This is a genomic window from Janthinobacterium sp. BCJ23 (genome assembly GCF_059617945.1).
The window spans coordinates 561,507-581,885 of the sequence record NZ_JCAQAW010000001.1; the positions used below are offsets into that span (position 1 = coordinate 561,507).

General features: G+C 64.6%; 18 protein-coding genes. 14 read left to right on the forward strand and 4 right to left on the reverse strand.

All coding sequences use genetic code 11. The features are described 5' to 3' along the window. Window positions 1-14: 14 nt before the first annotated feature. Window positions 15-929, reverse strand: coding sequence for a hypothetical protein (locus tag AC54AG_RS02510; RefSeq protein ID WP_496629418.1), 915 nt, complete (start codon window positions 927-929; stop codon window positions 15-17). A 168-nt stretch (window positions 930-1,097) separates the two neighbouring features. On the opposite strand from AC54AG_RS02510, the gene AC54AG_RS02515 reads away from it, so the two are divergent. Together AC54AG_RS02515 and AC54AG_RS02520 are read left to right on the forward strand one after the other, a co-directional pair. Continuing rightward, a complete protein-coding gene (locus AC54AG_RS02515; protein ID WP_070301377.1) occupies window positions 1,098-1,982 on the forward strand; it encodes a hypothetical protein in 885 nt (294 codons plus the stop codon). Beyond that, window positions 1,979-3,481, forward strand: coding sequence for a hypothetical protein (locus AC54AG_RS02520; protein ID WP_034747262.1), 1,503 nt, complete (start codon window positions 1,979-1,981; stop codon window positions 3,479-3,481). Before AC54AG_RS02515 ends, AC54AG_RS02520 begins: the two co-directional genes overlap by 4 nt. A gap of 155 nt (window positions 3,482-3,636) precedes the next feature. Here AC54AG_RS02520 and AC54AG_RS02525 read toward each other — a convergent pair whose 3' ends face one another. Continuing rightward, complete coding sequence (locus AC54AG_RS02525) at window positions 3,637-4,056, reverse strand: hypothetical protein (protein WP_080698430.1); 420 nt, start codon at window positions 4,054-4,056, stop codon at window positions 3,637-3,639. A 292-nt stretch (window positions 4,057-4,348) separates the two neighbouring features. Here AC54AG_RS02525 and AC54AG_RS02530 point away from each other — a divergent pair, with 292 nt between their 5' ends. Next, window positions 4,349-5,419, forward strand: coding sequence for a M29 family metallopeptidase (locus AC54AG_RS02530; protein WP_496629419.1), 1,071 nt, complete (start codon window positions 4,349-4,351; stop codon window positions 5,417-5,419). 3 nt (window positions 5,420-5,422) lie between these two features. Here the strand turns inward: AC54AG_RS02530 and AC54AG_RS02535 are convergent, their stop codons facing one another. Next, complete coding sequence (locus tag AC54AG_RS02535) at window positions 5,423-6,382, reverse strand: LysR family transcriptional regulator (protein ID WP_496629420.1); 960 nt, start codon at window positions 6,380-6,382, stop codon at window positions 5,423-5,425. 109 nt (window positions 6,383-6,491) lie between these two features. Between AC54AG_RS02535 and AC54AG_RS02540 the strand changes: the two genes are divergently transcribed. After that, complete coding sequence (locus AC54AG_RS02540; protein ID WP_034747250.1) at window positions 6,492-7,331, forward strand: phytanoyl-CoA dioxygenase family protein; 840 nt, start codon at window positions 6,492-6,494, stop codon at window positions 7,329-7,331. After that, window positions 7,331-8,152, forward strand: a complete 822-nt coding sequence (locus tag AC54AG_RS02545; protein ID WP_072455608.1) for a sugar phosphate isomerase/epimerase family protein — start codon at window positions 7,331-7,333, stop codon at window positions 8,150-8,152. The genes AC54AG_RS02540 and AC54AG_RS02545 overlap by 1 nt, the downstream gene beginning before the upstream one ends. Here the strand turns inward: AC54AG_RS02545 and AC54AG_RS02550 are convergent. Further along, window positions 8,137-9,066, reverse strand: a complete 930-nt coding sequence (locus AC54AG_RS02550) for a LysR family transcriptional regulator (protein WP_331776951.1) — start codon at window positions 9,064-9,066, stop codon at window positions 8,137-8,139. The two genes, AC54AG_RS02545 and AC54AG_RS02550, sit on opposite strands and share 16 nt — an antisense overlap. 120 nt (window positions 9,067-9,186) lie before the next feature. Between AC54AG_RS02550 and AC54AG_RS02555 the strand changes: the two genes are divergently transcribed. The 9 genes from AC54AG_RS02555 to AC54AG_RS02595 all read left to right on the forward strand — a co-directional run bounded on the left by AC54AG_RS02555 (window position 9,187) and on the right by AC54AG_RS02595 (window position 20,372). Further along, window positions 9,187-10,062, forward strand: a complete 876-nt coding sequence (locus AC54AG_RS02555) for an oxidoreductase (protein ID WP_496629421.1) — start codon at window positions 9,187-9,189, stop codon at window positions 10,060-10,062. A gap of 21 nt (window positions 10,063-10,083) precedes the next feature. Then, entirely contained in the window at window positions 10,084-10,545 is a 462-nt protein-coding gene (locus AC54AG_RS02560; protein WP_219327776.1) for a MarR family winged helix-turn-helix transcriptional regulator, read from the forward strand. A 165-nt stretch (window positions 10,546-10,710) separates the two neighbouring features. Then, on the forward strand, window positions 10,711-13,086 hold the full coding sequence (locus tag AC54AG_RS02565) for a M1 family metallopeptidase (RefSeq protein ID WP_496629422.1): 2,376 nt from the start codon (window positions 10,711-10,713) through the stop codon (window positions 13,084-13,086). Then, window positions 13,083-13,571, forward strand: coding sequence for a DUF6702 family protein (locus AC54AG_RS02570; RefSeq protein WP_219327778.1), 489 nt, complete (start codon window positions 13,083-13,085; stop codon window positions 13,569-13,571). The genes AC54AG_RS02565 and AC54AG_RS02570 overlap by 4 nt, the downstream gene beginning before the upstream one ends. Before the next feature lie 21 nt (window positions 13,572-13,592). Continuing rightward, a complete protein-coding gene (locus AC54AG_RS02575) occupies window positions 13,593-15,629 on the forward strand; it encodes a TonB-dependent receptor (protein WP_496629423.1) in 2,037 nt (678 codons plus the stop codon). A gap of 102 nt (window positions 15,630-15,731) precedes the next feature. Then, the gene (locus tag AC54AG_RS02580; RefSeq protein ID WP_072455622.1) at window positions 15,732-16,466 is read left to right on the forward strand and encodes a 2OG-Fe dioxygenase family protein; all 735 of its coding nucleotides are present in this window, start codon (window positions 15,732-15,734) and stop codon (window positions 16,464-16,466) included. A gap of 142 nt (window positions 16,467-16,608) precedes the next feature. Then, window positions 16,609-17,970: a hybrid sensor histidine kinase/response regulator gene (locus AC54AG_RS02585; protein ID WP_219327781.1), complete on the forward strand. Its 1,362-nt coding sequence runs from the start codon at window positions 16,609-16,611 to the stop codon at window positions 17,968-17,970. A 264-nt stretch (window positions 17,971-18,234) separates the two neighbouring features. Then, window positions 18,235-18,963 carry a CerR family C-terminal domain-containing protein gene (locus AC54AG_RS02590; RefSeq protein ID WP_219327782.1) on the forward strand — a complete coding sequence of 243 codons (729 nt, stop codon included), beginning with the start codon at window positions 18,235-18,237 and terminating at the stop codon, window positions 18,961-18,963. Continuing rightward, complete coding sequence (locus tag AC54AG_RS02595) at window positions 18,960-20,372, forward strand: efflux transporter outer membrane subunit (protein ID WP_257620203.1); 1,413 nt, start codon at window positions 18,960-18,962, stop codon at window positions 20,370-20,372. The genes AC54AG_RS02590 and AC54AG_RS02595 overlap by 4 nt, the downstream gene beginning before the upstream one ends. The last annotated feature ends 7 nt before the right edge of the window (window positions 20,373-20,379 follow it).

Below are 20,379 nucleotides of genomic sequence, written 5' to 3' on the forward strand. Positions count from 1 at the left end.
TTTACATGCTGGCGCTACTGGCCGGGTGACGCATCGAGCAGCGAGCGTTCGAGCAATTGCGACAGCGCTGTGCGCAGCGCCTGCGTGCGCGCCGCCAATTCCGGCCGCTTGTAGCGCTCGGCGGCGATCAGGCTGTTTTCCAGGCAGACGCGGTCGCCCCTGGCAAGGCAAGCGTCGGCCAGGTCGAGCTGGGCGCTCGCTTGCGCCACTTTCACCTTGGCGTCGATTTCCAGGGTGTCGGGATCGTCGCCCCAGCGTTTCACGTAGATGGCCAGGCGCGTGGCGGCCAGATCCGGCTTGCCCGCATCGAGCGCCTGCTTGACGCTGTCTTGCAGCGCCGTCCACGCCTGCGCACGCTGCTGTTGCTTGTCGCACGCGGCGGCAGACTTGGTGATGCTCGCCTGCAAGCGCTTGATCTGTGCGGCGGGCGCCTTGGCGCTTTTCAGCACGGCCAGCGCGCTGCGCGCCCCATCGAGGTCGCACTGCGCCGCCAGCGCAGTGGCGGCCTCGACCTGTTCCGCCACGCTGGCCGGCTTGTCGGCGGGCTTGTTATAAAACCAGATGCCGGTCAGCACCACCGCCGCCGCAATCCACGTGCGCAAGCGCACGGGCGGGCGCGGCGGCGGCACCGAACCCTTGCCGGCAGGCTTGGCGGGCGGCGCCTTGGCCGGCGCGGCAGGCGCGGCAGGCGCTGGCGGCAAGGGTACTGGAGGGACAGGCTTGGGAGCAGGCGCGGCAGCGGGCTGCGGTGCAGGCTGCGGCATGGGAATGGGCGGAGCTACGGGCACCGGGGGCGGCGCCACTGCTTTCTCCAGAACAGGTGCTTGCGCCAGCTGGCGCGCGCCGCAAAACGGGCAATGCGCCACGCGCAGCGGCAAGGGTTGGCCGCACGCGGCGTTGATGCAAACGTCATTCACTGTTTCAAGCACATTCCAACCTTTTCCTGGAGTCATTCCACTGCGTTCTGCCGCAATATTACCTTACGCAAGCATCACAACGGCGCACCCGCACCGTGTTCCACGGCCTTGATACCGATCAAAAAGCATCGGCCGCCGCGGCCTAAGCTGGAAGCACCGGCCAAGGACAAGGAGAACGCCATGCCAGCCCACCTGATCATCGAAGACGGCCAGCCCTGGTGGGACAGCGCCGATATCTGGGTCGTGCCGGGCACTGATCCGAATGGCCCGCCCGGTGCGCCCATCGCCGGCACCAGCAATTACCTGTGGGGCCGCGTGCACAACACGGGCAACAGCGCCTCGAACGGCGTGCGCGTGGATTTTTACTGGGCCGATCCTTCCGGCCAGATCGCCGTCGGCGCCGCCACGCAGGTCGGTTCCGCGTTTGCGGACTTGCCGCCCGGCGCCACGCAGGAAGTGCTGTGTCTGGTGCCGTGGATCCCCGTCATCGTCAATGGCGGCCACGAATGCCTGCTGGCCGTGGCCCATGGCCCGGGCGACGTCAACCCGCTGCCCGATCCCCTTCCCAACGGCTTTCCCTTCCAGCCCAAGCAGCACGAGCAGATCGCCCAGCGCAATGTCACCGTGGTGCTGGCGGCAAGACGCGCGCAATTGCTGAGCATCGCGGTCGCGGCCCTGCCCCGTGCGACGAAAAAAGTGGAGCTGCAGATTGAATATGGCGGCGAGCTGCCCGAGCGCCTGCTGGCCACCCTGGGGCTGGAGCGGTGGCAGCCGGCCAGGGACGCACGCCTGGTAGCGGGCCTGGTGCGCACGCCGCATTGCAATGGCGATGCGCCCGGCGAGCAAAAGCTGGTGCTGGAAGTGCCGCGCGGCCAGGCGCAGGCCGTGTACCTGAGCGTGCGCGCCGAAGCCTTGCCGCCACGCCAGTATGCGCTGCTGCGCGTGCTGGAAACGCGCGACGGCAAGGTCATGGGTGGCGTTACGTATGTCGTCACCGATCTCGAGAACGAGCAAGCTCAAGAGCCCGCGCAAGAACAGCACAGCCCCGAGGAGCAAGCATCATGAGCGATACCCCCCTGCAGGTGCTGACGCGGCCGTTCGCGATCGAGCCCGTCACCAATATCATGCTGCCCGATGGCATCTTCGACAATGCCATCTATGGCTTGCGCATCGCCGCCCACGTCACCAATATGTCCGGCAGCGCCCTGACGAATGTCACCGTGTACCTGGAAAGCGTGGGCGACCCCGGCATCGTGCCCGTGGCGCACACCTTTTTCTTTGCCAGCATTCCCGCCGGCGCGGCCATGCTGGTCATGTGGGATGCCGACTTCCAGCATGCGGCGCCCGGCAAGCGCCTGGTCAGCTTTGTCGCCAAGGCGGACGGCCACACGCCGCACCGCTCGATCCAGCAAATCTTCGTGTCGCAGACGCGCTTCGACAGCGCCACCAACACCTACACGTGCACGGTCGAGGAAGGCACGCTGGAACTGTCCAAACCGCAAGGCCACCTGCCGGGCAAGCGCTGGGGCAGCACGGGCACGGATGGGAAGGAGTGCCGCTGCCCGCCCGGCCTGGGTCCCATCGTGCCGACCGGCATGACCCTCGTCTGGACGCCGAACCCCGCTTATGCGGGCACGCACGGAGACTTGCCGTTTTCCGACCCGTGGTGGAAAGTGCTCGCCATCATCATTGCCATCATCGCCGCATTGGTGGCCATCATTGCCGCCGCGCTCGGTTCGGGCAAGGCCAGCTTCAGCGTGGGCGGCACCTTCGAGGAAACCGATCCCAGCGTCGATTGCTGCTCACTCGAGGGGGCCGGCTCGGGCCAGCCCGAATTCACGGTGGCGGGCGTGGCCTCGGCCATCGCCTCGGGCGCCATCGCCGTCGCCTGCTCCGATATCGCGGACCCGTTCTGGCGTGGCCAGGAAGCAACACCACCGGCCGCCGGCGAACTGACCCTGGCCGAGCGCGTGGTGGCGAAATGGGTGTTGCCGGAGGCGCCAAACGCTGGCCTGCCCTACACGGCCGACATCAGCTGGGAATATCAGCGTTTCACGACGGGCGCCACCTACCAGCATGCCGTCACCGAAACGCAAGTCAACATCCACGTGGCGGGGCCCGTGGAGACGGATACGCCCGCCGTCGTGCAGGCCTACGAACCGTTGTGGATACGCGCCAGCTTCAAGCGCGACAATGGTAATGTCTTCCGCGGCACGGAACTGTACGCCTTCGTGCTATTCCAGGCGCCGCAAGGCCTGTATTTCGTCGAATCGCTGACCGACGACGGCCTGGGCTTCGACCCGGGCGCCAACGATGGCGTCTACGCAGGCAGCCTGGACTTGAAGCGCGCTTACCGCACCCTGCTGCAATATGATCAAAAGGTCTATGGCACGTGGCGAGTCTTCGTCTTCGCCCAGGACGTCAACCTGACCAAGCCCGGCACGCCGCCCGAAATCGCCGCCCAGCACATCGGCGGCATGTTCGTCGCCAGCGCCATCGAAATCACCTTCGACGACACCCTGCCCTGCCCGCTCAAGGCGCAGGCGAATATCGTCGTGGTGTAGTGATAAGCGAGGTCAGGCGTAGGTCGCGTAGGTCGGATTAGCGGGGCAAAGCCCCGCGTAATCCGACAATATTGTTGGCACCGCGCGCACGCGAAAGGCAACAGAGGAAGTATCCTGGGGCAGGCAACATCTCCCCGGCCTTGTATCAGCCGCCCTTAAACCTTGACGCTTTCAGCCTTGGCAATGACCGTGCGCGGAATAATATCCGTCGCCGGGCAAGTATCCATCGCATCCGAATACGCAAGCCAGCGCTGCAGGCTTTCCATGCGGCGAATCGTGATGCCCTTGCCATTGATGTAGCCGATCTGCTCGAAATTGGCGGGGCTGGTGGTCAGCTTCGACACGGTGGGCGCATTGTCGACCAAGCGGTCGTAGGCCTTGCGCGCCTTGTGCTCCCACTTGGCCAGCACGGGGTCGTCAAAGCGGTTGCTTTCAAAATACACGGTGATGGTGCGGTCGTGGTTGGCAAAACCGACGATGGCCGCACCCTTGCGTATGGTCAACAGGACATCTTCCTTGACGCCCGTGACGGGAACGAAGACGGCGGCGCGCCCATCCGTATCCGGCCGCTCCATGGGAATATCTTGTCCGATTATGCTCATCGCATCACACTCTTAGTTCTGGCTTGTCAGCCTGTTGTATTGATATGATTCTGTGGAACCGCGCCTGGCGCAAACGGGCTCTACCGCTGCTCCCTGCCCTGTCCAAGCTCGCCGTCAGGCGGTTTATCAATAATACATTGCCGTGTGGCACTACACAAGATCACCCGCGCCACAGGCAAGCGGCCCTACGCCCGATGGCGAATGGCGGCGCCCGCGGCAATCGCCTTATAATGCCGTGTTTACTTCACGTCCCCACCTTCGCACCATGACGCTTCCCGAGAATGACACCAGCCGGCTCGACGCCATCAGCGCCGCCGCCACCGAAGTGGCCGCGCAAAACGTGGCCGACCTGCTGGCCATGGCCATCTGCCACCGCCCGGACGAACCGTCCCTGATCGTCTGCGACAAGCGCAGCTGGCTCAACGTCGTGCTGACGGAAGCGTATCGCCAGGCCTTGCCGGACGCGACCTTCATCGATTTCGACGAGGTCACGCCCGAGGCCGTGCTGGCCGCGTTTGCCGAACTGCCGGCCGGCAGCCTCGTCGTGCTGATCCAGTCGACCAGCTTCCGCCTGGAAGCGTTCCGCATCCGCATCGAGCTGTTCAAGCGTGGCCTGAAGGTCATCGAGCACGTGCACCTGTCGCGCATGCCCGGCGTGCAGGGGCTGCACTACATCGCCTCGCTGGCCTACGACCCCGCCTACTACCGCGGCGTCGGCCATGCGCTGAAGGCGCGCATCGACGGCGCCCGCCACGGCATGGTCGACAGCGGTGGCGAGCAGCTCGTGTTTGCTTCGCCATTCGAATCGGCCAAGCTCAATATCGGCGACTACAGCGGCATGAACAATATCGGCGGCCAGTTCCCCCTGGGCGAAGTATTCACGGAAGCGCAGGATCTGGAAGCCGTGAACGGGCGCGTGCGCATCTTTGTTTTCGGCGACACGCACTTCATGGTCAACCGTCCCGACACGCCGATCACGCTGATCATCGACAAGGGCCGAGTCACGGGCACGGAAAACGCCACGCCGGAATTTACCGCCATGCTGGAGATCATCCGCGCGCACGAAGGCGAAGTGTGGGTGCGCGAACTGGGCTTCGGCATGAACCGCGCCTTTTCGCGCGAACAGCTGGTCAACGACATCGGCACGTATGAGCGCACGTGCGGCATCCATCTGTCGCTGGGCGCCAAGCACGGCGTCTACACGAAGCCACAATTCAAGCGCAAGGATGCGCGCTACCACGTCGATATCTTCGCCGTCACCGAAGCCGTCTATCTCGACGACGAGCGCGTGTACGCCGATGGCGCGTGGACGGTGGAGCCGGTCGCTATCAATTGACCCTCAGCTGAAAAAACCCGCCGCTTCCAGCTCGCGGTCCCACGGCGGCACGGGCTGGTATTCGGCCACGAGGAAATCGATCAGCGCGCGCACCTTGGGCGACGGCTGGCGGCTGGCCGGATACAGGGCGCTCAAGTGATTGAGCGGCAGATCCCAGCCGGACAGCACGGGCACCAGGCTGCCATCGAGCAGATTGCGCCAGGCGAGGAACGTGGTGCTGTAGACGATGCCGAGTCCCCGCTGCGCCGCCTGGTGCAGCACCAGCCCGTTATTCGCCGTAAAACCCGCCTGTACGCGCACGTTCACTTCTTCGCGCGACGCTCCCTCTCCACGCTGGAAATGCCAGTTCGTGCCATCGGTCAGGTGGCTGAAATGCAGGCACTGGTGCTGCAGCAAATCCTGCGGCGTCTGCGGCACGCCCCATTGCGCCAGGTAGGCGGGGCTGGCGCACAGCACGGCGCGGCACGGCGCCAGCGGCCGCATGGCCAGCGCGCTGCTGTCCGGGATACCTCCCACGCGTATCGTCAAGTCAAAACCGTGGCGTATCGGGTCAAGCAGAGCGTCGTCGACAAACAACTCGGCCTGCACCTGCGGGTGCAGCAGGCTGAAACGGGCAACGGCATCGGCCAGCCACGCGCTGCCGAAACTTGACGGCGCCTGGATGCGCAGCGGCCCGGCCAGCTCCGCCCCCGCTCCCGCCTGCGCCACGTGCGCCACCATGCGCGCCGCTTCCTGCGCCTGGCTGACGGTGGCCATGCACGGCGCCAGATAGGCGCGGCCCGCGTCCGTCAAGCTCACTTCGCGCGTGGAGCGGTGCAGCAGGCGCGCATGCAGGCGTTCTTCCAGCTGCATGATGGTCTTGCTGACCATGGCCCGCGTCAAGCCCAGGCGCTGCCCGGCCACCGTGAAGCTGCGCTGGCGCGCCACTTCGACAAAAATTTCCATCGCTTTTAATTGATCCATGTCAAAGATTGTCTTCGTTTTGGCGACAATCTGTCAACCGCTGGGCGATTGTTTGCCGCCCTCGCCCATCCTACAATGGCGCTTTCCACTGACTTCAGGAGCCGCCGCCATGCTAACGATCGAACAACAAGAACAGTATCAACGCGACGGCTACATCATCCTGCCCGGTTTCAAGGGTGCGGACGACATCGCCGCCCTGCGCGCGCGTGCCGAGCAGATTGTCAACGAATTCGATCCCAGCCTGAGTCAATCCATCTTCACCACGCGCGACCAGGCAAAGAACACCAACGATTATTTCCTCGCGTCCGACAACACCATCCGCTGCTTCTTCGAGGAAGAAGCGTTCGGTCCGGACGGCCAGTTGAAGCAGGCCAAATCGCTGTCGATCAACAAAATCGGCCACGCCATGCACGACCTGGACCCCGTCTTCCGCGCTTTTTCGGCCGATCCGAAACTGGCTGAAGTGGCACGCGACCTGGGCCTGGCGGACGCGCAGGTGTGGCAATCGATGTACATCTTCAAGCAGCCCGGCATCGGCGGCGAAGTGCGCTGGCACCAGGACGCCACGTATTTCGAAACCACGCCGATCAGCGTGACCACGTTCTGGTTCGCGCTGGAAGACGCGACCCTGGAAAACGGCTGCCTGTGGGCGGAACCGGGCGGCCACCGCGGCCCCCTGCGCGAACGCTTCATCCGCAACGGCGACCAGGTGCGCGTGGAAAAACTCGATGCCATGCCGTGGCCCGACGACAGCACGGCCGTGCCGCTGGAAGTGAAGGCGGGCGCCCTCGTCTGCTTCCACGGCTTGCTGCCCCATTACAGCGCGCCGAACCGCTCGCCCGTGTCGCGCCACGCCTACACCTTGCACGCCACCGACGGCCGGACACAATACGCGGCCCACAACTGGATCCAGCGCGACGACTCCTTCCCCGTGCGGGGCTTCGTCTGATGCGCATCGACGTCTTCGCCGCCCACTGGGGCAATAACGCGCTGCCGCCCGACGTCTTCATCGACAGGGTAGCGGCGGCCGGCTTCGATGGCATCGAGATGTCGCTACCGCTCGACGCCGCCCTGCGCGAGGAATGGACGGACCGCATCGCCAAGGCGGGACTGCAACTGATCGCCGCGCAGTGGGAAACCGTGTTCCACAGCGACTTCGCGCTGCACCGCGCCGCTCTCGCCGAACTGCTGGAAAACGCCTGCCTGGCACGCCCCGTGCTGGTCAACACGCACACGGGCAAGGATTTTTATACGCAGGCGCAAAACGCAGAACTGCTCGACCTGGCCGCCGCCATCTCAGCCAGGCACGGCGTGCCCATCGTGCATGAAATCCACCGCAGCCGTTTCAGCGGCCACCCGATGCTGCTGCTGCCGTATCTGCGGCAGTATCCCGATCTGCCCTTGACGGCCGACCTGTCGCACTGGTGCTGCGCCTGCGAATCGCTGCTGGAAGACCAGCCGCACACGCTGGCACAAGTGCTGCCGCTGGTGCGCCACGTGCACGCGCGCGTGGGCCATGCGCAGGGGCCGCAAGTAGCCGACTTCCGCGCGCCGGAAGCGAAACCTGCGCTCGACGCCCACCTGGCCTGGTGGGATGCCATCGTCGCCCTGCGCCGCGCGGCCGGCGCCGAACGCATGACGTTCACGCCGGAATTCGGCCCCGCGCCGTACACGCAAACCTTGCCGTGGACGCAGCAGCCCGTGAGCGACGCGTGGGAACAGAACGTCGCGATGCTGCAGTTACTACGCCAGCGTTATCCGGCGGACTGAGGAAACTGCGCAAAATTGGCCTGCACGAAATCGATGAAGGTGCGCAGCGGCGCTGGCAGATGGCGCCGGCCCGCATAGTATAAAAACGGGCCGGGAAAGGGCATCGCCCAGTCTTCCAGCACGGGCTGCAGCTGGCCCGCATCGATATACGGCTGCAACCACTCTTCAAACAGATAGACGAGGCCATGGCCGGCGATGGCCATGCTGACCGCAAAATCGGCCGCCGTCGGCGTGACGATCACGGGGCCGTCCGGCTCCACGCTCACTTTTTGCCCGTCCCGCTCGAACTCCCACGGTGGAACCGCGCCACTGAGGAATTTCCCCAGCAGGCAGGCATGCCGCAGCAGGTCGCGCGGATGCACGGGCACGCCGCGCTGCGCCAGGTAGGACGGTGAGCCCGCCACCGCGAAGCGCTGCGTGCGCGGGCCGATGGGGATGGCGATCATGTCCTGCTCCAGCCGCTCGCCATAGCGGATGCCCGCGTCGCAGCCGCTGGCGACGACATCGACAAAATTATTATCGACCACCAGCTCGACCCTGATCTGCGGATAGGCGCGCAAGAACTGGTCGACCATGGGCTGCAAAAAGAAGCGCGCCGCGTTGACCGGCACGTTCAGGCGCAAGGTGCCGCGCGGGCTGTCGCGCAAGTCGTTCAGCACATCGAGCGCGCTGCTCACTTCATCGAGCGCCGGGCGCAAACGCGTCAGCAGCAGCGCACCGGCCGCCGTCGGCGTCACGCTGCGCGTCGTGCGTTCCAGCAGGCGGATGCCCAGCTGCTGTTCCAGCCGCCGCAGCGCTTCGCTCATGGCGGACGCGGACTGCCCGCTGGCCCGCGCGGCCTGGCGAAAACCGTGGTGCCGGGCCACCAGGGCAAAGGCGGCCAGATCGGCCATGGAAGGGTTGTCTGCATGCATGAGTAGCGCTTTCATTGTGCGTAAATGAGTACAGCCTGTGCCGGATTGAACCGATTATCATACAGCGCAATCGGCCTTACGATGGCTGCTCCCTTACTCGACCACCACACAGGAGCTGCCATGCACACGCCTTCCCCCGCCCGCGACCAATTCACGCCCGCCCATTGCGACATCGTATTCAACCGCCTCGGCTACGGCGCCATGCAACTGGCCGGCCCGCACGTCTGGGGACCGCCGAAAGACCGCACCGCCGCCGTCGCCGTGCTGCGCGAGGCCATCGAACTGGGCGTCAACCATATCGACACGTCCGATTTTTACGGCCCGCACGTCACCAACCAGATCATCCGCGAAGCGCTGCATCCCTACCGCGGCGGCTTGACCATCGTCACCAAGATCGGCTTCATGCGCGGCGCCGACCAGTCCTGGCTGCCGGCCGCGTCGCCACAGCAGCTGCGCGACGCCGTGCACGACAACCTGCGCAACCTGGGCCTGGACGTGCTCGACGTGGTCAACCTGCGCGCACCGGGCATGGCTGGCCCGGACGGCTCGTCGCTTGCCGGGCCGCTGGCCACCTTGGTGCAGCTGCAGCGCGAAGGCTTGGTGCGCCATATCGGCCTGTCCAATGTCGATGCGGCCCAGGTGGCCGAGGCACAGCGCATCAGCCCCATCGTCTGCGTGCAGAACCACTACAACCTGGCGTACCGCGCGGACGATGCGCTGATCGACTCCCTGGCCGCGCAAGGCATCGCCTATGTGCCGTTCTTCCCCCTCGGCGGCTTTTCGCCGCTGCAGTCCGATACCTTGAACCAGGCGGCGGCCGCCCTGCAAGCCACGCCGATGCAGGTGGCGCTGGCCTGGCTGCTGCAGCGCGCGCCGAACATGCTGGTCATTCCCGGCACCTCGTCGGTGGCGCATCTGCGTGAAAACGTCGCGGCCGGCGCGCTCAGGCTCGATGCACAGGCGCTGGCGGCATTGAGGTCGCTTGCAACTAAGTAGCGCACTATATATACTGTGCCCATGGATACCACTACCACTACCAACCCCTTGCACCAGGTGCCGCGCCTGGACGGCCAGCTGTGCTTTGCGCTGTACTCGACCTCGCTTGCCATGAACAAGCTGTACCGCAAGCTGCTGCGCAAGCTCGGCCTCACCTATTCGCAATACCTGGTGATGATGGTGTTGTGGGAGCGCGACGGCTTGACGGTGTCGGAAGTGGGCGAGCGCCTGTTCCTCGACTCGGCCACCCTGACGCCCTTGCTCAAGCGCATGGAACAATCGGGCTTGCTCACGCGCACGCGCGCAGCCAGCGACGAGCGCCAGGTCATCATTTCCCTCACGCCGCAGGGCGACCAGCTGCGCCACGAGGCGGCCCTGCTGCCAGAGGCCATCCTGGCGGCCAGCCACTGCAGCGTGGAGCAGGTTGTGGACATGAAACAACAGCTGAACCAGTTGCGCGACAGCCTGATGAAAAGTGAGTGAAAGCTCCGCTTTCCCGAGCAAAATCAGGCAAAACATCACCCTGACAGCGCCACGCAAAAGCTGGCGCGAAATCCGCCTTTCTTTATTACAAATCGATACATGGATGGCCCCACCCTGCGTATAGAATAGTTGCCACTATTTCCTTACAACAACATCAGGGTGATCATGCGCATACTTTTCGGCTCCGTCGCTTCGCTGGCTCTGTGCTTTACCGTATCGGCCTTTGCCGCCGAGCCATTCGACGACAAGTTCCGCCAGCTCGAAGAAGTGCTGCCCACCCCGAATACCTACCGCACCGCCTCCGGCGCGCCAGGCCACGCCTACTGGCAGCAGCGCGCCGACTACACGATCCGCGCCACCCTCGATGAAGCCAAACGCGAGATCACCGGCAGCGGCACCATCACTTATCACAACCAGTCGCCCGACACACTCGGCTACCTGTGGGTGCAGCTGGACCAGAATATCTACAAGCCCGATTCCGACGCGCGCCGCATGGCCACGGCGCCCTCGCGCCAGGCGTGGGCCAAGACGGCGGGCGAAGACACGATGAAATTCGAAGGCTTGCGCGGCATCCTCGCGCGCGGCGACTTCCAGGGCGGCTTCCATATCCGCCGCTTGACGGGCGCCGATGGCCAGCCTTTGAAGTACGTTATCAACCGCACCATGATGCGCATCGACCTGCCGCAGCCCTTGAAACCGGGCCAGGATTTTGCCTTCCAGATCGACTGGGATTACCGCATCAACGAACAGAAGGTGCTGGGCGGGCGCGCCGGCTATGAAGTCTTCGACGACAAGAACGCCCTGTTCGAAGTGGCGCAGTGGTTCCCCCGCATGGCGGCCTATTACGACGCGGCCGGCTGGCAGCACAAGCAGTTCCTCGGCTCGGGCGAATTCACGCTGGAATTCGGCGACTACGACGTGCAGCTGACGGTGCCCGCCGACCATATCGTCGCCGCCACGGGCCAGCTGCAAAATCCGCAGGACGTGCTGTCTGCCGCGCAGCGCGAGCGCCTGGAAAAAGCGCGCGGCAGCGACAAGCCCGTCGTCATCGTCACGCAAAAGGAAGCGGAAGCGGCCGAGAAATCCGTCAGCCGCGCGCAAAAGACGTGGCACTTCAAGGCGGCCAACGTGCGCGACTTCGCCTGGGCCTCGAGCCGCAAGTTCATCTGGGATGCACAGGGCTACAAGAAGGGCGGCAGCGACGTGATGGCCATGTCCTACTATCCGAAAGAGGGCAATCCGCTGTGGGAAAAGTACAGCACGCAAGCCATCGTGCACACGATCGAACAGTACAACAAGTACAGCATAGCCTACCCGTACCCGACGGCCATTTCCGTCAACGGCCCCGTGGGCGGCATGGAGTATCCGATGATCTCGTTCAACGGTCCCCGTCCGGTGAAAGACAAGAAGACGGGCGAGCTGACCTACTCGAAGCGCACCAAGTATGGCCTGATCGGCGTGATCATCCACGAGGTGGGCCACAACTACTACCCGATGATCATCAACTCGGACGAGCGCCAGTGGACGTGGATGGACGAAGGCCTCAACACCTTCGTGCAATACCTGGCGCAGCAGGCGTGGGAAGAGAACTATCCGGCCTCGCGCGGCGAACCGCGCGAGATCGCCGATTACATGCGCAGCCGCGACCAGGTGCCGATCATGACCAATTCCGAATCCCTGCTGCAGTTCGGCAACAACGCCTACGCCAAGCCGGCGGCGGGCCTGAACATCCTGCGCGAAACCATCCTCGGGCGCGAACTGTTCGACTACGCGTTCAAGGAATATGCGCAGCGCTGGAAGTTCAAGCGCCCCACGCCCGCCGACTTTTTCCGCACCATGGAAGACGCTTCCGGCACGGACCTCGACTGGTTCTGGCGCGGCTGGTTTTATACGACCGACCCGGTCGACATCAGCATCGACGGCATCAGCGAATACGGCGTGAGTTCAAAAGATCCGGCCACGGAAAAAGCGTGGAGAAAGGCGCAAAAGGACGCCCAGCCCGAATCCGTCACGAGCCGCGCCAACAAGGGCATGGCGCGCCGCGTCGATGCGCATCCGGAGCTCAAGGATTTCTACAACCAGCACGACGATTTCACGGTCACCAACAAGGACCGCAACGCCTACGCCGAAGCGCTGGCCGCCCTGGAACCGTGGGAAAAGGACTTGCTGAAACAGGGCAAGCATTTGTACCTGGTCGACCTGTCGAACGTGGGCGGCATGGTCATGCCCCTGATCCTCGAGATCGAACTGAAAAGCGGCAAGAAATACGTCGAGCGCGTGCCGGCCGAAGTGTGGCGCTACTCGCCGAAGAAAATCACCAAGGTCGTCATCACGGACGAGCCGATGGTGGGTCTGGTGCAAGACCCGTACTGGGAAACGGCCGACATCGACACGAGCAACAATAGCTGGCCGCGCAAGATCACGCCATCGCGCCTGGAGCTGTTCAAGAGCGAGAAGTCGCCCAAGGATAACCTGATGCGCGATTTCCATACGCCGCTGAAAGGCCACAACGGCGGCGCGTCCAAGGGCGACGAGGCATGAAGTGCTGGCGCGCGCTGGGCGCTGCCTTGCTGGCCTGCGCCAGCATGGCGGCCGGCGCCCACAACTTCCACATGGGTATCGCCGACATCAGTTACAACGCGGCCAGCGGCAGCACGGAAGTGGTGCACACCTACACGGGCCACGACGTCGAGGCACTGCTGACGAACCTGTACCAGCGCCAGTTCGACCTGGGCCAGGAAGACAGCGAAGCGGCGCTGCGCCGCTATGTGGAAAAACAGTTTTACCTCGTGGGGCCGGATGGCAAACGCTTGCGCCTGAACTGGGTCGGCATGAAGGTCAACGCCGACAATGTGGTCATCTTCCAGGAGCTCGAACGCACGCGCCTGGCCCCCGCCACGCGCATCCACAACCAGTTGCTGATCGACTTCCTGCCCAGCCAGCGCAATACCCTCAACGTGCAGGACAGCGGCGCCATCCAGACGCTGATTTTCGACCGCCAGAACACGGAACTGCCGATCCGCTAAGGCCCGCCCCCTATTACATCCATGACGCCACGCTCTCTTCCCCTGCTCCTCGCCGCCCTGTTTTCAGCCACCGCCGCCCACGCCGACGACATCTTCCAGCGCGTGCTGATCGACGGTTCGCGCCTGAACCAGCTGGGCGTGGCCGATTCGGCCAACGCGGGCAGCGTCACGCAACAGCAGCTCGATGCGCGCACCAGCTACCGGCCCGGCGAATTGCTCGAAGCCGTGCCGGGACTGATCGTCAGCCAGCATAGCGGCGAAGGCAAGGCCAACCAGTTCTACCTGCGCGGTTTCAACCTCGATCATGGCACGGACTTGCGCACCACCGTCGACGAGATGCCTGTCAACCAGCGCAGCCATGGCCACGGGCAGGGCTGGACGGACCTGAACTTTCTGATCCCCGAACTGGCCATGCGCCTCGATTACAAAAAGGGGCCGTATTCGGCGGCCCAAGGCGATTTCTCCTCGGCGGGCGCGGCGTCCGTCGTCTACGCGAACCGCCTGACGCAGGGCATCGCCAGCGTGGGCGTCGGGCAAAACGGCTTTCGCCGTGCCCTGCTGGCCGATACGCTCGATGCGGGCGACGGCAGCCTGCTGTACGCGCTCGAAGCGCAGCGCAACGACGGCCCGTTCACGCAGCCGGACCGCTACCGCAAGCGCAATGGCGTGCTGCGCTACAGCGAAGGCTATGCCAACAACGGCTTCAACGTCACGGCCATGGCGTATGACGCCAGCTGGAACGCCACCGACCAGATTCCGCTGCGTGCCGTGCAGGACGGCACCCTGGGGCGCTTCGACGCCATCGATGCCAGCGATGGCGGCAAGGCCCAGCGCTACAGCCTGTCGGGCGCCTGGCGCCAGACGACGGACGACATGTCGTCCAAAGTCAGCGCGTATGTGATCGCCAACCGCCTGGCCCTGTTCTCGAATTTTACGTATGCGATGGACGACCCCGATAACGGCGACCAGTTCGCCCAGCCCGACCGGCGCGTGACGGCCGGCCTCGACGCCAGCCACACCTGGCACCGCCACACGGACAGGGGCAGCAGCGACACCACCATCGGCCTGCAGCTACAGAACGACAATATCCACAATGGCCTGTACAACACGCGGCAGCGGCAGGTCGTATCGGCCACGCGGCAAGACCATATCGTCGAATCGAGCATCGGCGTGTATGGCGAAAACAGCACGCGCTGGTCGCGCTGGCTGCGCACCGTGGCCGGCCTGCGCGCGGACGCCTACCGCTTCGACGTGCGCAGCGACCGGCCGGAAAATTCAGGCAAGGCCAGCGACCATTTGTTCAGTCCCAGCCTGAGCGTGATCGCCGGACCGTGGCGCGATACGGAAGCGTATATCAACATTGGCAATGGTTTTCATAGCAACGACGCGCGCGGCACGACGATCACGGTCGACCCTAAAACGGGCGAAGCGGCCGACAAGGTCACGCCGCTGGTGCGCTCGCGCGGACTGGAACTGGGCTTGCGCAGCGCCGCCATCGCCGGCCTGCAAACGTCGCTGTCGCTGTACCGCCTGGACTTCGATTCCGAACTGCTGTTCATCGGCGACGCGGGCGCCACCGAGGCGGGCCGCCCCAGCCGCCGCTACGGTATCGAGTTTTCCAGCTACTACAAGGCGGCCAGATGGCTGTCGTTGGACCTGGACCTCGCGTATGCGCGCGCACGCTCGCGCGGCAGCGACCCGGCGGGCGACTTCATCCCCGGCGCCATCGAAGGCGTGGCCCAGCTGGCCCTGACGGTGACGCCGCCAGGGCCGTGGTCGGGCTCCTTGCGCCTGCGCTACTTCGGCCCGCGCCCGCTGATGGAAGACAACAGCGTGCGCTCGTCGGCCAGCGTGGGCTTGAACGGGCGCATCGCCTACCAGATCGACAAGACCTTGCGCGTGGAAGTCGAAGGCTACAACCTGGCCAACCGGCGCGACTCGGCCATCGATTACTACTATGCCTCGCGCCTGCCCGGCGAGGCGCAGCCCGTCGACGACATCCACTTCCATCCGGTGGAATCGCGCTCGCTGCGCCTGACCCTGGTAAAGAATTTTTAAGTAAACAAGAATAATTCTTATCGGACTGCACAGGAAACGCCGCGAAGTCGTAGAATGCCAGGCTGGATAAACTGAGACAGGCCGCGTTGCGGCCGCACCGCCATGAGCACTTCCGCACCGATCTTTACCGACCCGTCCCACGTCAAGGAAGCCTTGCGCGATGACGGCTATGCCGTCCTGCGCCCGCAGGACGTGGCCGCGCTGGCTGGCTGCCCGCTGGACGCATTGCGCGCGCTGGAAGGGAGCTGGAATACCCTGGCGCTGGACAATTACCTGAAGGATGGCGGCCGCTATCGCCGCCGGCGCCACTCGTGCTTCGTGCAGGATGGCGAACGCCTGACGCAGACGGCGCACCGTCCGCACTGGCAACCGGTGGAATACAACGCCCTGCACGGCGGCATGCACCGCCTGTTCGAACCGGTCGAAGCGGCTATCGTCGCGCAAGCGGCCTGGCAGCAGTTGATTCGCGCGCTCGGTGACGTCTGCTCGCAAGTCAAGGGCAGCCAGCCGTGGTTCATCGAAGCGCACCAGTTCCGCATCGATACGACCGACGGCATCGGCCGCCCCACGCCGGAAGGCGCGCACCGCGATGGCGTCGATTTCGTCGCCGTGCTGCTGATCGGGCGCGAACAGGTCAAGGGCGGCGAGACGCGCATCTTCGAAGCGGATGGCCCCAACGGCAAGCGTTTTACCCTGACCGAGCCGTGGTCGCTGCTGCTGCTCGACGACGCTGCCGTCATCCACGAATCGACGCCGATACAGCCCGTCGGCGAGCACGGCCACCGCGACACCCTCGTGCTGACCTATCGCGCAGGCCAGTTCCAGGGCGAAAACTGACAGGCGGCCACAGCATTGCCTGTGGCCAAAATAGTTACTTGGAAGTTACTTTTGCAGACCTAAATCCGATATAGTCATACGATGTCGATATTGCGCGCTCACGGCGCCCAGCATCACCACACTGAAATCCTAGGAGAGGTCTGTGGACTCCAACAACCAAATCAAGCCTGACGAAATCGAGATCCTGATCGTCGAGGACAGCCCGACCCAGGCGGAGCGCTTGCGCCGCCTGATCCAGTCGCTGCACTACAACGCGCGCGTGGCGGCGAATGGCCAGCTGGCCCTGGCCGCCATCCGCGAGCGCAAGCCGCACCTGGTGCTGTCCGATATCGTCATGCCTGAAATGAATGGCTACGACCTGTGCCGCGCCATCAAGTCCGATCCGACCCTGCGCGACATCCCCGTGATCCTCGTCACCTCGCTCAACGATCCGAAGGACATCATCCGCGGCATCGAGTGCGGTGCCGACAATTTCATCCGCAAGCCCTACGCGGAAGACTACCTGCTCAACCGCATCAGCCACATGCTGATGAACCAGAAGCTGCGCAAGAACCAGAACGTGGAAATCGGCATCGCCCTGTACCTGGGCGACCAGAAGCATTTCATCAATGCGGAACGCCAGCAAATCCTCGACCTGCTGATCTCCACGTATGAACAGGCGGTGCAGGTCAACGGCGAACTGCAGGCGCGCGAACGCCAGGTGATCGAGCTGAACATGCGCCTGGCGCACCATGCGGCCGAACTGGAAACCATCAACCGCGAAATCGCCCTGAAAAACCTGGAGCTGGCCGAAGCGAGCCGCATGAAGTCCGCCTTCATCGCCAATATGTCGCATGAACTGCGCACGCCGCTCAACGCCATCATCGGATTCACGGGCGCGCTGCTGATGAAACTGCCCGGCCCCCTGACGTCGGACCAGGACAAGCAGCTGAACACCATCCGCGCCAGCGCGCGCCATCTGCTCTCGCTGATCAACGACATCCTCGACGTGGCCAAGATCGAGGCGGGCAAGCTGACCCTGTCGATAGAACCCGTGCACTGCCAGGAACTGATGGCCGACGTGGCCGACACCCTGCGTCCCCTGGCCCAGCAAAAAGGCCTGGCGCTGGAACTCGAACTGGGCGAGCCGGGCCAATCTCCCGCCATCATCGACACGGACCGCCGCGCACTGACACAGATCCTCATCAACCTGCTCAACAACGCCATCAAGTTCACGGAACAGGGCACGGTGCGCATCAGCCTGGCCCAGCGCGACGAAGACGGCGTGCTGGTGACGGAAATGAGCATCGCCGACAGCGGCGCCGGCATCAAGGAAGAAGACCAGGCCAAGCTGTTCCAGGCCTTCTCGCAGCTCGATTCCACCTCCACGCGCCACGTGGAAGGCGCGGGACTGGGCCTGTACCTGTGCCAGAACCTGGCCAACGCCATCGGCGGCGCCCTGTTCTTCAACAGCGACTACGGCTCGGGCAGCACGTTTACCTTGGCCCTGCGCAGCAAGACCTGAGCTTCTGTGCGCCGCAGCATGGAATACGGGCTTTTTGCCATCGAAAAGAGGCCGATACAGTAGTTCTACGGTATTGCACTGCACCATTTTCAGCGCTATAGTAGAACTGTCTCCTCCAATTCGTTCTCCGAACATTGGATTCAGCCCGCGAATACAACCGCGGGCTTTTTTTTGCCTGCGTTTTTCATTATCTTCATCCTTTCTTAACTAAATCAACCGGCTTAGTTATATCAATCGTTTGAGATATATGATTAAATCTCCGGCATGATTGAAAAAAACGCCATCCCCACTTTCCATGCCGACGACGGGCGCAAGCCCCGCTCCGACGGCGAGCAGTCGCGCGAGCGGCTGCTGCATAGCGCCATCCGCCTGTTTGCCGAGCAAGGCTACGCCAAGACGTCCACGCGCGAGCTGGCGCAGGCGGCCGGCACCAACGCCGCCGCCATCAGCTATTATTTTGGCGACAAGGCGGGACTGTACCGCGCCGCCTTTGCGCAGCAGTCAGCGGACCCGCAAGACAATATCGCCCTGTACGAGCAACCGCATTTCACCTTGCGCCAAAGCCTGCAAGGCTTCTATGCGCAATTGCTCGCTCCCATGCAGCAGGGCGACATCGCGCGCGACTGCATGCGCCTGTGGTGCCGCGAAATGCTCGAACCGACGGGCCTGTGGACGCGCGAAATCGACCAGAACATCCGCCCCGAACACGAAGCGCTCACGCGCGTGCTGGCGCGCCACCTGGGCGCGCCCGACAACAGCGACGACATGCACCGGCTGGCGTTTTCCATCGCTTCGCTGGCTCTGCAGCACATGGTGGGCACCGAGGTGCTGCACACCTTGCGCCCGCAACTGCTGGAATCGCCGCATGCGATCGACACCTGGCTCGCGCGCCTGACCGACTATGCGCTGGCTATGGCCGACGTGGAGCGACGGCGCCTGGCCACTCCGCCCTCCTCCTCTACCACTCAACGACAAGCAGAAGGACCAGCATGACGACTATTCGATGCACCGTTCAACGTGCCCTGGCCGCCAGCATCGTGCTGGCGCTGGGCGGTTGCGCCCTGCAAGGGCCGCCCGCAGCGGTGGCCGCCAGCGCGCCCGCGCAGTGGCAGGCGCCGCTGCCGCATAACGGCAAGCTGACGGACCTGGCCAGCTGGTGGCAGGGCCAGGGCGACAGCCTGCTGGTGGAATTGATCAGCGACGCGCAACAGGTCAGCCCGACCATCGCCGCCGCCGGCACGCGCATCGTGCAGGCACGCGCGGACCGCATCGCCAGCGGCGCCGCGCTGGCGCCCATCTTGGACGCGACGGGCAGCGTGGTACGCACCAGCCAGCAATCGGCACAGCCCAGCGGCACCACCTCGCAGGCCGCCTTGCAGGCGTCGTGGGAAATCGACGTGTTCGGCGCCAACCGCGCCACGCGCGACGCGGCCCAGGAGCGCTACGACAGCGCCCGAGCGGGATGGCATGAAGCCCGCGTCTCGGTGGCCGCCGAAGTGGCGAACCAGTACTACGCCTTGCGCACCTGCCAGCAATTGCAGGCCGTGTCCGAACAGGATGCCGTCTCGCGCCGCGACTCGGCGCGCCTGACGGAACTGAGCGCCGGCGCCGGCTTCCAGCCGCCCGCCAATGCGGCGCTGGCACGCGCCAGCGCCGCCGAAGGCGCCAGCCGCGCCATCGAACAGCGCGCCGCCTGCGACGTGAATATCAAGGCGCTGGTGGCCCTGTCGGCCATGCCGGAAGCGTCGCTGCGCGAGAAGCTGGCGGCCAGCCCCGCCATCCTGCCCTCGCCCGTGGCGATTGCGGAACTGCCGGCGCAAACCCTGGGCCAGCGCCCAGACATCTACAGCGCCGAACGCGAAGTGGCGGCCGCCAGCTTCGAAGTACGCGGTGCGCAGGCGCAGCGCTATCCCCGCCTGAGCCTGGCCGGCTCCATCGGCAAGGGCAATATCCGCGCCGGCGGCACCAGCATCACGGCCAGCACCTGGAGCATCGGCCCGCTGGCCGTCAGCCTGCCCATCTTCGACGGCGGCACCCGCCGCGCGCAGATCGATGCGGCCACGGCGCGCTACGACGAAGCCGTGGTGAAATACCGCGCCGGCGTGCGCCAGGCCGTGCGCGAAGTGGAAGAAGCATTGGTCAACCTGGCCAGCACGGACGAGCGCAGCAGCCATGCGAAAACGGCACTGGAAGGCTACCGCGTGTCGTTTGTCGCCACGGAAGACCGCTACAAGAATGGCCTGGCCAGCCTGATCGAACTGGAAGACGCGCGCCGCACGCGCCTGGCCGCTGAAAATACGGTGGTCAACCTCGAGCGCGAACGCAGCGCCGCCTGGGTGGCGCTGTACCGCGCCGCCGGCGGCGGCTGGACCAGCAGCGCCATCGCCAACAACGCCCCCTGACGGATAC

Excerpts from the sequence above, each read along its gene's own strand:
- AC54AG_RS02560 (WP_219327776.1), top strand. The coding sequence starts at position 10,084 with ATGGATACCACTACCACTACCAACCCCTTGCACCAGGTGCCGCGCCTG.
- AC54AG_RS02580 (WP_072455622.1), top strand. The coding sequence starts at position 15,732 with ATGAGCACTTCCGCACCGATCTTTACCGACCCGTCCCACGTCAAGGAA.
- AC54AG_RS02540 (WP_034747250.1), top strand. The coding sequence starts at position 6,492 with ATGCTAACGATCGAACAACAAGAACAGTATCAACGCGACGGCTACATC.
- AC54AG_RS02530 (WP_496629419.1), top strand. The coding sequence starts at position 4,349 with ATGACGCTTCCCGAGAATGACACCAGCCGGCTCGACGCCATCAGCGCC.
- AC54AG_RS02525 (WP_080698430.1), bottom strand. The coding sequence starts at position 4,056 with ATGGAGCGGCCGGATACGGATGGGCGCGCCGCCGTCTTCGTTCCCGTC.
- AC54AG_RS02575 (WP_496629423.1), top strand. The coding sequence starts at position 13,593 with ATGACGCCACGCTCTCTTCCCCTGCTCCTCGCCGCCCTGTTTTCAGCC.
- AC54AG_RS02555 (WP_496629421.1), top strand. The coding sequence starts at position 9,187 with ATGCACACGCCTTCCCCCGCCCGCGACCAATTCACGCCCGCCCATTGC.
- AC54AG_RS02590 (WP_219327782.1), top strand. The coding sequence starts at position 18,235 with ATGATTGAAAAAAACGCCATCCCCACTTTCCATGCCGACGACGGGCGC.
- AC54AG_RS02550 (WP_331776951.1), bottom strand. The coding sequence starts at position 9,066 with ATGCATGCAGACAACCCTTCCATGGCCGATCTGGCCGCCTTTGCCCTG.
- AC54AG_RS02520 (WP_034747262.1), top strand. The coding sequence starts at position 1,979 with ATGAGCGATACCCCCCTGCAGGTGCTGACGCGGCCGTTCGCGATCGAG.
- AC54AG_RS02535 (WP_496629420.1), bottom strand. The coding sequence starts at position 6,382 with ATGGATCAATTAAAAGCGATGGAAATTTTTGTCGAAGTGGCGCGCCAG.
- AC54AG_RS02545 (WP_072455608.1), top strand. The coding sequence starts at position 7,331 with ATGCGCATCGACGTCTTCGCCGCCCACTGGGGCAATAACGCGCTGCCG.
- AC54AG_RS02565 (WP_496629422.1), top strand. The coding sequence starts at position 10,711 with ATGCGCATACTTTTCGGCTCCGTCGCTTCGCTGGCTCTGTGCTTTACC.
- AC54AG_RS02570 (WP_219327778.1), top strand. The coding sequence starts at position 13,083 with ATGAAGTGCTGGCGCGCGCTGGGCGCTGCCTTGCTGGCCTGCGCCAGC.
- AC54AG_RS02595 (WP_257620203.1), top strand. The coding sequence starts at position 18,960 with ATGACGACTATTCGATGCACCGTTCAACGTGCCCTGGCCGCCAGCATC.
- AC54AG_RS02515 (WP_070301377.1), top strand. The coding sequence starts at position 1,098 with ATGCCAGCCCACCTGATCATCGAAGACGGCCAGCCCTGGTGGGACAGC.